10 protein-coding genes are annotated in these 13699 nt (G+C 67.6%); 3 read left to right on the top strand and 7 right to left on the bottom strand.

The genetic code is table 11. From position 1 onward, the window contains the following. Nucleotides 1-99: 99 nt before the first annotated feature. Genes rsgA through PMI14_RS24600 form a run of 3 tightly spaced genes read right to left on the bottom strand, consistent with a single transcriptional unit; the run spans nucleotide 100 to nucleotide 2720 of the window. Nucleotides 100-1044, bottom strand: coding sequence for a ribosome small subunit-dependent GTPase A (rsgA, locus tag PMI14_RS24610; RefSeq protein WP_007858475.1), 945 nt, complete (start codon nucleotides 1042-1044; stop codon nucleotides 100-102). Between the two features lie 12 nt (nucleotides 1045-1056). Further along, a complete protein-coding gene (locus tag PMI14_RS24605; RefSeq protein WP_035205574.1) occupies nucleotides 1057-1413 on the bottom strand; it encodes a 4a-hydroxytetrahydrobiopterin dehydratase in 357 nt (118 codons plus the stop codon). Continuing rightward, nucleotides 1410-2720 carry a M48 family metallopeptidase gene (locus PMI14_RS24600; RefSeq protein ID WP_007858467.1) on the bottom strand — a complete coding sequence of 437 codons (1311 nt, stop codon included), beginning with the start codon at nucleotides 2718-2720 and terminating at the stop codon, nucleotides 1410-1412. The genes PMI14_RS24605 and PMI14_RS24600 overlap by 4 nt, the downstream gene beginning before the upstream one ends. 37 nt (nucleotides 2721-2757) lie before the next feature. Here PMI14_RS24600 and orn point away from each other — a divergent pair, with 37 nt between their 5' ends. The 3 genes from orn (at nucleotide 2758) to PMI14_RS24585 (ending at nucleotide 7242) form a co-directional block, all read left to right on the top strand. After that, nucleotides 2758-3345, top strand: coding sequence for an oligoribonuclease (orn, locus tag PMI14_RS24595; protein ID WP_007858462.1), 588 nt, complete (start codon nucleotides 2758-2760; stop codon nucleotides 3343-3345). A gap of 331 nt (nucleotides 3346-3676) precedes the next feature. After that, on the top strand, nucleotides 3677-5620 hold the full coding sequence (locus PMI14_RS24590) for a DEAD/DEAH box helicase (protein ID WP_007858460.1): 1944 nt from the start codon (nucleotides 3677-3679) through the stop codon (nucleotides 5618-5620). A 152-nt stretch (nucleotides 5621-5772) separates the two neighbouring features. Further along, on the top strand, nucleotides 5773-7242 hold the full coding sequence (locus PMI14_RS24585; RefSeq protein ID WP_007858458.1) for a GGDEF domain-containing protein: 1470 nt from the start codon (nucleotides 5773-5775) through the stop codon (nucleotides 7240-7242). Nucleotides 7243-7278: 36 nt separating this feature from the next. Here PMI14_RS24585 and PMI14_RS24580 read toward each other — a convergent pair whose 3' ends face one another. The 4 genes from PMI14_RS24580 to bcsQ form a co-directional block, all read right to left on the bottom strand. Then, nucleotides 7279-8511, bottom strand: a complete 1233-nt coding sequence (locus PMI14_RS24580; RefSeq protein ID WP_007858455.1) for a multidrug effflux MFS transporter — start codon at nucleotides 8509-8511, stop codon at nucleotides 7279-7281. A 177-nt stretch (nucleotides 8512-8688) separates the two neighbouring features. Then, nucleotides 8689-10260 carry a cellulose biosynthesis protein BcsG gene (gene bcsG, locus PMI14_RS24575; RefSeq protein ID WP_007858453.1) on the bottom strand — a complete coding sequence of 524 codons (1572 nt, stop codon included), beginning with the start codon at nucleotides 10258-10260 and terminating at the stop codon, nucleotides 8689-8691. Then, nucleotides 10257-12767, bottom strand: coding sequence for a UDP-forming cellulose synthase catalytic subunit (gene bcsA / locus PMI14_RS24570; protein ID WP_007858451.1), 2511 nt, complete (start codon nucleotides 12765-12767; stop codon nucleotides 10257-10259). Before bcsA ends, bcsG begins: the two co-directional genes overlap by 4 nt. Continuing rightward, nucleotides 12764-13555: a cellulose biosynthesis protein BcsQ gene (gene bcsQ / locus PMI14_RS24565; protein ID WP_007858450.1), complete on the bottom strand. Its 792-nt coding sequence runs from the start codon at nucleotides 13553-13555 to the stop codon at nucleotides 12764-12766. The genes bcsA and bcsQ overlap by 4 nt, the downstream gene beginning before the upstream one ends. Nucleotides 13556-13699: the final 144 nt, after the last annotated feature.

Here is a 13699-nt window from a genome sequence, read left to right as displayed (position 1 = left end):
CTTTCTTTTGGCGACGCAAAAGAAAGAAGGTGCGTCGCCGGGCGCACATCCCGGCCTCCGCCTTCGGCATACAGCAGGAGCCGCCAAGAAGCCGAAGCTTCAATACCGCGTATGGCTCAGTTCTGCGAACAGGTCGCCATAGATCCGGTACCGGTTCTCGCTGATCCCATCGTCCTCGGGGCCGCGCTTGACCGCGTCGATCACACCACAGCCCGGCTCGTGCAGGTGGGTGCAGTTGTAGAACTTGCAGTCCGTGGCATGCGCCGCGATGTCCGGCATACAGGCCGCCAGTTGCATGGGCGCGATGTGGTGCAGGCCGAATTCCTGGAAGCCCGGCGAGTCGATCAGCGCCGTGGTGCGTTCCTTGTCCATCCAGTACCAGTGCGTGCTGGTGGTGGTGTGCTTGCCCGAGTTCAGGGCCTGCGAGATCTCGCCGGTGAGCACCGTGGCGCCGGGCACCAGCAGGTTGATCAGCGTGCTCTTGCCCGAGCCCGAGGGGCCCAGCACCAGCGTGGTCTTGCCCGTGAGGTGCTCCATGAGCAGGGCCCGGTCCACGTCGCTCGACAGGCGCAGCGACAGCGGCAGCACGCCGTAGTGCTTGCCCGCGCCCATGTGGCGGTAAGGCAGCAGGCGCTCCCAGGCGCGCGCGAAGGGCTCCACCAGGTCGCTCTTGTTGAGGGCGATGATGGGGGTGATCTGCGCCGCCTCGGCGGCGATCAGGGCGCGCGAGAGCTGGCTCTCGGAAAACACGGGTTCGGCTGCGATGAGGATCAGCACCTGGTCCAGGTTGGCTGCGAAGGACTTGGTGCGGATCTCGTCCTGGCGGTAGAACAGGTTGCGCCGCTCCTGGACCTTCTCGATGGTGCCTTCCTCGCCCTGGCCGGGTGGGGGGGCCTGCCAGAGCACGTGGTCGCCCACCACGGCCTGGCTCTTCTTGCCCCGGGGGTGGCAGATGCGGCGCTCGCCATCGGGGCTCTCGACCATGCAATGGCGCCCGTGGCTGGCGACCACCGTGCCTTCCATGAGGGCGCTGCGCTCAGCCATGGTGTTGTTGCCTCACAGGGCGACCAGTGCGTCGAAGCGGGCGGCGCACTCGAAGTCGGTGCTGGAGATGCCCTTGACGTCGTGCGTGTTCAGCCGCACCACGCAGCGGTTGTAGTGCACCGACAGGTCGGGGTGGTGGTCCTGCGCATTCGCCACGAAGGCCACGGCGTTCACGAACGAGATGGTTTCGTAGTAGTTGGCGAAGCGGTAGGTCTTCTCGATGGCCACGTCGGCACCGTCGCCGGCCAGGCTCCAGCCCTCGACCTTGGCCAATTGGGTGACCACCTCGGTGGCGGTCAGTGCGCGGCGCGTGATGGCCGACCAGTCTTTTTTGGGGAGCATGGACGAAGAAGAGGAGGGCGAAGTCATGGGGCAGGTGCCGGGGTGTGCATGCGCGCCAGCCGCTCGGTGGCAGGCGGGTGCGAGTAGTAGAACTTCACGTACACCGGGTCGGGTGTCAGCGTGGAGGCATTGTCCTCGTACAGCTTGAGCAGGGCCGAGGAGAGGTCGGCACCACTGGCCTGGGCGACGGCATAGGCATCGGCCTGGAATTCATGGCGGCGCGACTGCCGCGCGAAGAGCGGCGAGATGAAGAAGGTGAAGACCGGCACCGCCAGCATGAACAGCAACAGCGCCAGCGCATCGTTGGGCGCGGCAGCCAGGGCCGGATCGAACGAGATGTTGGGGCGCACGCCCAGGCCGGTGTAGAACCATACCTGGTTGGACAGCCAGCCCAGCAGCGCGAAGCCCACGAGGCTCATGGCGAACATGGCCACGATGCGCTGGACGATGTGGCGGTGCTTGAAGTGGCCCAGCTCGTGGGCCAGCACGGCCTCCACTTCGCCGGGCGCGAGCTGGCGCAGCAGCGTGTCGTAGAACACCACGCGCTTGGCCGCGCCAAAGCCCGTGAAGTAGGCGTTGGCGTGGGCGCTGCGGCGGCTGCCATCCATCACGAACAGGCCCTTGGCCGAGAAGCCGCAGCGCTGCATGAGTGCCGTCACGCGTTCCTTGAGCGACTCGTCCTCGAGCGGCTGGAACTTGTTGAACAGCGGCGCGATGAAGGTCGGGTAGATCACCATCAGCAGCAGGTTGAAACCCATCCAGAAGCCCCAGGCCCAGAGCCACCACAGGGGGCCGGCCGCGCCCATCAGCCACAGGATCAGCGCCGCGATCGGCAGCCCGATGAGAGCGCTCACGAGCAGGCCCTTGAGCGCATCGGCCAGCCACAGGCGCAGCGTCATCTTGTTGAAGCCAAAACGCTCCTCCACCACGAAGGTCTGGTAGAGCGAGAGCGGCAGGTCGATGAGGCCGCTGATGGCCGCAAACGCCACCAGCAGGGCCAGTTGCTGCCACATGCCGCCGCCCATCGCGGCCACCAACGCCTGGTTCAGCGCATCCAGGCCGCCCAGCAGGGTCCAGCCCATCAGCACCGCGGCACCGAGCGCCATCTCCAGCATCCCCAGGCGTGCCTTGGTGACGGTGTAGTCGGCCGCCTTCTGGTGCGCGGCCAGGGGGATGCGCTCGGCGAAGGCCGCCGGCACGCTGGCGCGGTGGCGCGCCACGTGGCGGACCTGCCGGCTGGCCAGCCAGAACCGGAGCGCCAGGCCGACGATCAGGGCTGCGGCAAAGGCCAGGGTGAGCAGCATCGAGGGGGAAAAGTCTTCTGAGGGAGCCATGTGCAGGGAGTTTAGGTCATAGGAGACAATGCCGGCCATGTCAGAAGTCAACAACCCTACCCCCCAGAAGCTCGCCAAATCGGACCAGAACCTGGTCTGGCTCGACTGCGAAATGACCGGCCTGGAGCCCGACACCGACCGCCTGCTGGAAATTGCCGTCGTCGTGACCGGCCCGACCCTGGAGCCCCGCGTCGAGGGCCCGGTGTTCGCCATCCACCAGTCGGACGCACTGCTCAACGGCATGGACGCCTGGAACAAGGGTACCCATGGCCGCAGCGGGCTGATCGACAAGGTCAAGGCCTCCACCGTGACCGAGGAGGAGGCCGAGCAGCAGATCATCGCCTTCCTGGCCCAGTACGTGCCCAAGGGCACGGCGCCCATGTGCGGCAACAGCATCGGCCAGGACCGGCGATTCCTGGTGCGCTACATGCCCAAGCTGGAGAAGTTCTTCCACTACCGCAATGTCGATGTCAGCACGCTCAAGGAACTGGCCAAGCGCTGGAAGCCCGAGGCCTACACCAGCTTCAAGAAGGCGCAAAAGCACACTGCCCTGGCCGACGTGCACGAGTCCATCGACGAACTGGCCCACTACCGCGAGCACTTGCTGTCGGTGGGGGCGAAGTAAGCCAGCTGCAGCCGCCCGGCGCGCCCTGAAGGGGGCGCCAGGTGGCAGGTCGCGCCACAGGGGTTGCGAAGTTGAAGGGTATTGCGGGGAAACCCTTATCCGTGTCATAATCGCTGGCTGCGCAGGAATCCCCTCGCAGATTGTGCATCTCCCCTCACACACCGGGCTTGCCAGCCGACTGTCCTTCGACAGTGCAGGACTGGCGAATAACGCCCACCCGCTTTGGCCAGTAGAGCCAGCGCAGGTTTCGTTTGATGGTTGATGTTTTTTAACCATTTGACGAAGCCAATCGTGGGCTGCGCCCGCGACCGTCTTCGTGAGAGAAAAATTCATGACCGACACCTCTTTGGTGCAGGGCGAATTCGCGCCTGCCGATACTTCCTTTGCTGCCGACATTTCCGTGCAGTCCTCCCCCCTGGATGCCGCAGTGGCCGTTGCCGCTGAAGCCGATGCCGCCGTGACCGCCGAGCCCAATGGCTTCGTGGAACTGGGCCTGGCCCCCGAACTCGTCCAGGCCGTGGCCGACCTGGGTTACACCCAGCCCACCAGCGTTCAGCTCAAGGCCATTCCCCTGGCCATGGGTGCTGGCGCCGATGCCAAGCATTTCATTGACCTGATGGTCTCCAGCCAGACCGGCTCGGGCAAGACCGCGGCCTTCCTGCTGCCCGTGCTGCACACGCTGATCAACCAGCAAGCCGCTGCCGAAGCCGAAGAACGTGCTGCTTTCGAGCGCGCCGTGGCCGAAGCCGCCGAACGTGGCGAACCCGCTCCCAAGCGCGCCAAGCGCAAGGACCCCACCAGCTCGCGCAACTTCAAGGCCGCCACCCCCGGCGCCCTGATTCTGTGCCCCACGCGTGAACTGGCCCAGCAGGTGGCGCACGACGCCATCGACCTGGTCAAGCACTGCCGCGGCCTGCGCGTCGCCAACGTGGTGGGCGGCATGCCTTACCAACTGCAGATCGCCAAGCTGCAGAACGCCGACCTGGTGGTCGCCACCCCTGGCCGCCTGCTGGACCTGCAGCGCTCGATGCAGATCAAGCTCGACAAGGTGCAGTTCCTGGTCGTCGACGAAGCCGACCGCATGCTCGACCTGGGCTTCTCGGACGACCTGGCCGAACTGAACCAGCTGACCGCCCAGCGCAAGCAGACCATGATGTTCAGCGCCACCTTCGCGCCCCGCATCCAGCAACTGGCCATGCGTGTGATGCACGACGGCGGTTCGTCGGTGCAGAAGGTGACCATCGATTCTCCGCAAGAGAAGCACGCCAACATCAAGCAGGTGCTCTACTGGGCCGACAACGCCCAGCACAAGCGCAAGCTGCTGGACCACTGGCTGCGCGACACCACGATCAACCAGGCCATCGTTTTCGCCAGCACCCAGGTGGAGTGCGACGGCCTGGCCAATGACCTGCAGCAGGAAGGCTTCTCGGCCGTGGCACTGCACGGCGCCCTGAGCCAGGGCCTGCGCAACCGCCGCCTGATGGCGCTGCGCGCCGGCCAGGTGCAGATCCTGGTGGCGACCGACGTGGCCGCACGCGGCATCGACGTGCCCACGATCACCCACGTGTTCAACTTCGGCCTGCCCATGAAGGCCGAGGACTACACCCACCGCATCGGCCGCACCGGCCGTGCCGGCCGCGATGGCCTGGCCGTGACGTTCGCCGAGTTCCGCGACCGCCGCAAGATCTACGACATCGAAGCCTACAGCCGCCAGCAGTTCAAGTCGGAAGTCGTGCCCGGTATGGAGCCCACCCAGCGTGCGCCCCAGGCACCGCGCGGTGGCGACTTCGGCGGTGGCCGTGGTGGCCAGGGCCGCTCGTACGACAACCGTGAAAACCCATCGCGCGGCCGCTTCAATGACCCTGCGCGTGGCAATGACCGCGGCGGCAACGACCGTGGTGGTTTCGGTGGCGGCTTTGGTGGCGGTTTCGCCGGCCGTGGCAGCGACAACAACAGTAACAACCGCGGCGGCTTCCCAGGCGGCGGCCGTGACGGTGGCTACCAGGGTGGCAACGGCGGTGGCGGCTATGGCGCTCCCCGTGAAGACCGTGGCTTCGGTGGTGGCGCTCCGCGCCGCGATGCCGAAGGCTATGGCCGCAAGCCAGGCTTCGGCGATGCCGGCCAGGGCCGCTTCGCCCCCCGTGCCGACGCCGGCGCACCGCGTGGCGACTTCGCTCCGCGCAAGCCCGCATTCTCCAAGCCAGCCGGTGCTGGCGGCGGCAAGCCCTTTGTGGCCCACGACGCACGCAAGCGTCCCGCCCGTCCCGCACGCTGATCACAGATCCTCCTGCTGAATGAAACCCGCCCCCGGCGGGCTTCACCAAAGGGCTGGCACCGCAAGGTGCCAGCCCTTTTTTGCGTCGGCTGCCACGCCGGGCCTGTTTTCTGCAGCCGTGTCGTCAATAATTGCCCACGGAGGAATTTGTCGTGGTGTCATCTCTATCCTCGGGGGCCGATTACGAGCACATGTTCGAGCTGACCCCTGTGTCGTTGTGGCTTGAGGACTTCAGCGAGGTCAAACAGCTGTTCGATGGCTGGCGCGCGGAAGGGGTGACCGATATCCGTGCCCACCTGGCCCAGGACCGGGCCCGCCTGCGCCAGTGCAGCGCCTCGCTGCGCGTGCTGCAGGTCAACCGCCGCACCCTGGAGCTGTTCTCTGCCGACAGCCTGGAGCACCTGGTCGCCAACCTGGACAAGGTCTTTCGCGACGACCGCCACGACACGGCATCGCACGAGCTGGCACAGCTGTGGGATGGGCAGCTCGAGTTCTCCAACCAGACCGTGAACTACGCGCTCGATGGCCGGCGCCTGGACGTGCAGGTGCGCGCGCGCATCCTGCCGGGCCACGAACACGACTGGAGCCGGGTGCTGGTCTCGCTGGAAGACAACACCGTGCAGTTCAACGACGCACGCCGCATCCAGCGCAGCGAGCAGTACGCACGCGACCTGTTCGAGCACTCGCCCGTGTCGCTGTGGGTCGAGGATTTCAGCGCGGTCAAGAACCTGCTCGATGGCGTGCGCGCCCAGGGCATCGGCGATTTCAAGACCTTCCTCAAGGTGCACCCCGACTTTGTGGGCCGCTGCATGCAGGAGATCCGCGTCATCGACGTGAACCAGCAGACGCTGCGCATGTTCGGTGCCTCCAGCAAGGACATGCTGCTCAACAACATCGGCCGCGTGTTCCGCGGCGAGATGCACGAATCCTTCGGCGAGCAGTTGCAGGACCTGTGGGACGGCAAGACCTTCCAGCAGCGCGAGGTGGTGAACTACTCGCTGTCGGGCGACGCGGTGAACATCCACATGCAGTTCTCGGTGCTCGACAGCCACCGGCACGACTGGGGCCTGGTGCTGCTGTCGCTGGTGGACATCACCGCGCGCAAGAAGGCCGAGGCCTACCTCGAATACCTGGGCAAGCACGATGTGCTGACCCAGCTGCGCAACCGTGCCTTCTATGCCGAAGAGCTCAACCGGGTCACGCGCAAGGGCCCCTGGCCACTGTCGGTGATCGCCATCGACCTCAATGGCCTGAAGGTCGTCAACGACGAGCAGGGCCATGCGGCCGGCGACTCCATGCTGCGCCGCGTGGGCGAGGTGCTGGCCAAGGCCGTGGACGCGCCGGCCTGTGCTGCGCGTATCGGCGGCGACGAGTTCACCGTGCTGCTGCCGGGCACCGACGAACGCGGGGCCCTGGCGCTGCAGGAGCGCATCATCTCCATGCTGGACCTGAACAACCAGTTCTACCCCGGCCAGCACCTGAGCCTGGCCATGGGCATTGCCAGCTGCCAGTCTGGCGATGTGGTGGAGGCCACCATCAACCGCGCCGACCAGGCCATGTACGCGGAAAAGAACCGCTACTACCAGCAAAAGGACAAGGACCGCCGGCAGTCAGGCCCGTGATGCGGCAGTTGCCTGCTGCCGCAGCGGGGTGGCCGGTCAGAAATTGACGGGAGCGCGGCCGATGTCGGGCCAGCGGTGGTGCAGGTAGATCCACGACACCAGGCCGATGCACAGCATCAGCAGCGAGGACAGGGCCAGTAGAACGGTCGAATGCATCACCAGCGGTGCGATCACGCCGGCCACCAGCCCGTTGGCCGTGGAGCCCACGAAGGCCTGCATCGACGAGGCCATGCCGCGGCGTTCGGGGTGCAGGTCCAGCACCAGCAGCGTCACCACCGGCACCATCAGCGCCCAGCCGAACGAGAAAACGGCGATCGGCAGCAGCGCCCACCAGGCATGGGGCGGGAACAGCAGGTTGGCCGCCAGGTTGAGCAGCGCCACCGTGAACATGATCAGAAAGCCGTGGCGGATCTGCCGCTTGGGCGGGATGCGGCCGGCAAGGCGGCCGCTGAGCCAGGCGCCGCCCATGATGCCCGAGATGGTCAGGATGAAGAACCAGAAGAACTGCGTGGGCGCCAGCGAGAGGTGGTCCCCGAGGAACGCCGGCGCCGACAGCACGTACAGGAACATGCCGTTGAAGGGCACGCCGCTGGCCAGCGCCAGCAGCACGAAGCGCGCGCTCGAGCCCAGCTGCACATAGCCGCGCACCAGGTGGCGCACGTTGAAAGGCTGGCGCTGGTCCACGTGCAGCGTCTCGGGCAGCAAGCGGTAGTTGGCGGTCCACAGCGCCACGCCCACCAGGGTCAGGAACCAGAAGATGCTGTGCCAACCGGTGTGCACGAACAGCCAGCCGCCGACGATGGGCGCGATCGCCGGGGCCACGCCGAAGTAGATGGTGACCTGGCTCATCACCTTTTGCGCCTCGGCGGGCGGGAACATGTCGCGGATCACCGCGCGCGAGACCACGATGCCGGCGCCCGTGGACAGGCCCTGCAGCGCGCGGAAGAGCACCAGTTGCCCGATGGTCTGCGACAGCGCGCAGCCGGCCGAGGCCAGCGTGAACACCGCGATGCCCCAGAGGATCACCGGCCTGCGGCCGAAGCTGTCGGCCAGCGCACCGTGGAACAGGCTCATGAAGGCGAAGCCGAACAGGTAGGCCGAGAGCGTCTGCTGCATCTCCACCGGCGTGGCGCCCAGTGCCGCGGCAATGCCCGAGAAGGCCGGGATATAGGTGTCGATGGAGAACGGCCCCAGCATCCCCAGCACCGCCAGCAGCACCGCCAAAGCCCAGCGGGGCGCTTTCCAGAGCAGGTGGGCTTGTGGGTTCATGCGGGGGCGGGATTCGTGAGGGGGTGCCGCGGGTGGGCGAGAAAGAGGCCCGACGCGTGGCGGGCTTCTCGACCGATTATGCGGGAAGCGGCTGGCCCCGGCACTGCGCCAGCGCAATGCCTGCACCATCTTGGGGCCATCTGGCCGGGTCGCCAGGGCGCGCAGCGCCCCGGGGCTTCAATAGGTGTAGGGGATCCACTCTCCGTTGCCCGACTTCATCATGTACTTGCCGGACGCGTTGCGCATCACGATCACGTCGGCGTTCTCCGAGACGAAGGGCGTGGTTTCGGGCGCCTGCAGGCGCTCTGCCAGGGGACGGGCCGTTGCCGCGTAGGGATTGTCGGCCAGCAGGTCGCCCAGCAGCGTGAACAGGCCCAGGTAGCTCATGGGCTGGTTCACCACCAGCGGCGCGGTCGGCGGCGCCTCGGGGGCCTTCTTCATGCCCACCAGCTTCACGGCGGCCGGCACCAGCGTGATGCGCGGGCCCGGGATCTCGCGCATGCCCGAGATCTGGATCTTGTCGCCGCGCAGCGAGGCGCCGTGCTCGGGCACCAGCATCACCACCACCGGGCGTCCGGCGCTCTCCAGCTCCGAGATGAACTTGTCGAAATCGGCCATCAGCTGCACCAGGCGTGGCTTGTAGGTGTCGAGGCTGCTGCGCGAACTCATGCCCGGCACGCGGTTGCCATCGTGCAGCGAGATGGTGTTGTAGTACAGCGCCACGGGCGCGCCGCCGGCCTGGGCGCCGCGCTTCTTCCACCACTGCGAGAGCAGGGCATGGTCGTTGTAGATCGGCGAGCCATCGAAGTTCTGCATGTGCACCGGCGCGTCCTGGTTGCGCTGCAGCTTGCCGGCCAGGCCCCCGCGCTGCTCCAGCGTGTGGGCGAACTCCTCGTACACGCCATCGTGGTTCAGCAGGCCCGCCGTCTGGTAGCCCAGCTTTTCCAGGTTGGGGAACACATAGCACTGTGGATCGATGCCTTCGTAGAGCTTCTTGTGCGGCGTCTGGCCGCAGGAGCCGTGCAGCACCCGCAGCGATGCCGGGCCGCTGTAGCTGGCCGCGCTGTTGAAGTTGGTGAACAGCATGTCGAAACGCTGGAGCAGCGGGTGGTTGCGCTGGCCCACGAATTCCATGTCGTCCCAGGACAGCGAGCACACGTGCAGCAGGATGAGGTCGAAGGGCGGCGTGCCGCCCGCGGCTGGGGTGAACTGCAGGCGCTTTTGGCCCTCGCTGGCGTAGAACTTCTGCAGCAGGGTATCGGGGTCCGAGGCATCGGCCGCCTGCGTGCCGTCGCCCTGGCTGGCCAGGGTGCCGGCGGCGTTCTCCTCGGCCTTGCGTTCCTGGATCGCAGCCACCAGCGGCACGCTCAGGATGCCGACCAGGGCGAAGGTGGCAAAGCGCACGCGGCGTGCCAGCGCGCCGTACAGGAACAGGCCGGCGATGGCCATCACCAGGGCTGCGGGGCTCACCAGGCGCCCGGCCAGCTCCAGCCAGTAGTCGGCGCTGAAGCCGGCCAGGGCCTTGAGCTGGGAGAGCACCCGCTCCAGCGTGGGCAGGTAGGAGTCGTAGTAGAGCAGGGCGATCGCCACGGGCCAGGCCAGCACGGCGCGCGTGCGCCGCGCCAGCCGGTGCCCGATGGGCGGCAGCAGGGCCAGCCACAGCAGCAGGTTCAGCCACCAGCTGAAGCCGATGTAGCCCGTGAAATACAGGCCGACCTTGGCCAGGAAATACAGGTTCCAGTAGCTCATGCGCGCAGCCCTTGCTGCCCGCGCTGGCGGCCCAGCGGCCAGCGGGCCCGGGCGGCTTCGAGCAGCGACTCCCAGAACTTGCGGTAGCCCAGCACGCCCAGCTGGGCGATTTCCTGCAGGCCGTGCAGGGGGCGGTCGGTGTCGTGGCTGTCGTTCCACTCGCGCCAGGTGTCCGGGCGCGCGAAGGTGCATTGCACCAGGTCGATCTGTTGTTCGCGGGTCATGGGGTCGAATTGCAGGCCCGTGGCGCCCTGGCCCCGGTGCAGCATGATGGTGGCGGGGAAGGTGCACTCGGTGTTGCCGCGCCACAGGCCTACCTGGACCCGGTCGCCCACGGTCAGCGGTGTGCCGGCCGGCATCTGCAGGCCCAGGCCCGTCATCGAGAAGTCGATGCACACCGCCTGCAGCACGCTGCCGTCGTCCTGGTACAGCGTGGCCTGCAGCTGCGTGGCCACGCGGTGCATGCGGCGCACCTGGCGCGCCTCGGAGGCCACGCCCAGCGCGGCTCCCAGCATCAGGATGCTGTAGGTGGTCCACAGCAGGTTCATGAGCACGGTGGCGGTCTCGTCCGTGTTCCAGAAGAACAGGCGCCCCAGTCCGAAGCCGAAGGCCGCGAAGTTCAGCAACACCAGCACCGTGTAGGGGCGCGAGATCACCCAGTCGAAGTACGGCTGCTCCACCAGCCCGCCCTTGGCGGTGACGTTGAACTTGCCCAGGCGCGGGTTGATCAGGGCCACCGTGGTGGGCAGGGCCACGTACCAGGCCAGCACCGTCTCGTAGACCTCGGCCCAGAAGGTATGCCGGTGCTCGCCCTGCACGTGGGCGTTGGCGATGTTCGACTGCAGGATGTAGGGCAGCACGTAGAGCGCGATCATGATGGCGCCCGCGTTGATGATGTGCCACTCGAAGAACAGAAAGGCCATGGGCGCGGTAAGGAACACCAGCCGTGGCAGACCGAAGAAGAAGTGCACCATGGCGTTGGCATAGCAGATGCGCTGCCACAGCGTGAGTCCCTTGCCCAGGAAGGGGTTGTCCACGCGGAAGATCTGCGCCATGCCGCGCGCCCAGCGGATGCGCTGGCCCACGTGGGCCGAGAGGCTCTCGGTGGCCAGGCCGGCGGCCTGGGTCTCGTTGATGTAGGCCGTGGTGTAGCCGCGGCGGTGCAACTTGAGGGCGGTGTGCGCATCCTCGGTCACCGTTTCCACGGCGATGCCGCCGACTTCCATCAGCGGGCCGCGGCGGATCACGGCGCAGGAGCCGCAGAAGAAGGTGGCGTTCCAGAAGTCGTTGCCGTCCTGGATCAGGCCGTAGAACAGCGCGCCCTCGTTGGGCACGCGGCGGAAGGTGCCCAGGTTGCGCTCGAACGGGTCGGGCGAGAAGAAGTGGTGCGGCGTCTGCAGCATGGCGCACTTCGGGTCGCGCTGGAACCAGCCCACGGCCGTGGTCAGGAAGGAGCGCGTGGGAATGTGGTCGCAGTCGAAGATGGCGACCAGGTCGCCATCGGTCTTGCCCAGCGCGTGGTTCAGGTTGCCGGCCTTGGCGTGGTTGTTGTCGGGGCGCACGATGTAGCCGACGCCCATGGACTCGGCAAAGGCGCGGAATTCCTCGCGCCGGCCGTCGTCCAGGATGAAGACCTTGACCTTGTCCTCGGGCCAGTCCAGCGCCATGGCGGCCAGCACCGTGGTGCGCACCACGCTCAGCGGCTCGTTGTAGGTGGGGATGTACACGTCCACCGTGGGCCACGATGCCGGCACGCCCTGCAGTGCGGCCGGGCGGCGCTGCAGCGGCCAGGCGGTCTGGATGAAGCCCAGCACCACCACCAGCCAGGTGTAGGCCTCGGCTGCCAGCAGGCCGTAACCCAGGAAGGCTTCGATGGCCGTGTCGAACTCGATGGACGAGGTCACGCGCCACCAGGCATAGCGGCCCATGGCCAGCAGGCTGATCGCCGCAAGCGCCAGCGACGGGTAGCGCCCCGGCAGGCGCCGCAGCACCAGCGACAGGCTCCAGCACAGCAGCATGAACAGGGTCTGTCCGAACCAGTTGAAGGGCGTGGTCATCACCACCAGGCCGGCCACCATGCCCACCGCTAGCACCACCCAGCGCAGGCCCGGTATCTCCATGGCGGGCGACAGCAACTGGTCGGCCATGCGCATGCCCTTTTCCACATTCACGTGGGTGGCCAGGCGGTCCATGGCGCGCAGGAACAGCCGGATCGGCCAGAACACGCCAAAGAGCACCAGCGACAGGCCCTTCCAGCCCCAGCGCAGTGCAAAGCCCAGGCCGGCGAACAGCCAGCGCAGCGGCTGCAGCAGCCAGGGCAGAAGGGCGCGGTCCGGCGTGGCGGGCAGCACGACGCAGCGCCACAGCCACATCCACCAGGGGGCGCCGGGCGCCACTTCGAGCTGTCGCGCCAGCCACTGCCACGCCAGGTGCAGCCATGGGCGGGCGCCGTGCGCCGCGGCGCTGTCGGCGCGCGGGGCCATGCCGGTCTCGGGCTGCCCCGTCATGGCCGGCTTGCTCCCGCCGCAAGCATCGAGGGGGGCATCTGGCGTTGGCCGGTGAGCCAGTTGCACACGCCTTGCAGGTCGTGGGCCGACTGCGCCTGGGGCGCGAAGCTGCCCACGCTCATCGAGCGCGCAAGCGCGCGCGGGATGTTCTCGTCTTCGTGCAGCGTGTAAGGGATCAGCCGCTCGCCCCATTGCTGGCGCAGCGTCTGCAGCGCTTCGCGGTGCGAGATCCGGCGCGGGTCGAAGCGCGTCACCAGCACGCCCTGGTCTGCCGGTGCGGCCGTTGTCGCCTCGTGCAGCAGGGCCTGCACCATGTCCGGGGCGGCGCAGGCACGGGCCGAGGCTTCCAGCGTCACCAGCACAACATCGGCGCAGCGCAGTGCTGCCCGTGCCAGGGGGGACGGCCAGGCCGGCGTGTCCAGCACCACGGTGCAGGCGTCGGGCACGTCGAGCAGCTCCAGCTGGTCCAGCAGCCAGCGTGGCTGCACCTGCAGCTGCCGGTGCAGGGTGTCGACCGCCTCCGGCGCCACCTTGCCGAAGGGCAGCACGCTGACGCCGTCCGTGTTGTCGAAGCTGGCGTCGGCCCACCACTGGCCTGCCGCTGCCAGGGGGGCCCAGCCCAGGGCGCTGGGCTCGTGCATGCCCAGGTGCCTGGCAAGAAGGTTTTGGGCACACAGCTCCACCGCCAGGCAGGGCTGGCCCTGGCGCGCCAGGAGCGTGGCCAGGTGGGCGGTCAGGGTGGTCCGCCCCGTTCCACCGAGCGGCGATACGACGGCAATCACGCGCATGCAGGATCTCTCTTCATTCGTTCGGTCATTCCGCGGACGGCGGGCTCGCCGCGCCAGGCGGCGGCAGCGCGGGGCGGTAGGGCTGCACGCAGCGCAGCGGCCGGTGCGCGTGCCGCAGGCGGCGCAGCACCAGCCAGCACGGCC

The organism is Acidovorax sp. CF316 (genome assembly GCF_000276605.1).
In the GTDB taxonomy this organism is placed as follows: domain Bacteria; phylum Pseudomonadota; class Gammaproteobacteria; order Burkholderiales; family Burkholderiaceae_C; genus Acidovorax.
Note: the sequence above shows the minus strand (reverse complement) of the source record. Positions and strands in the feature narration are given on the sequence as shown.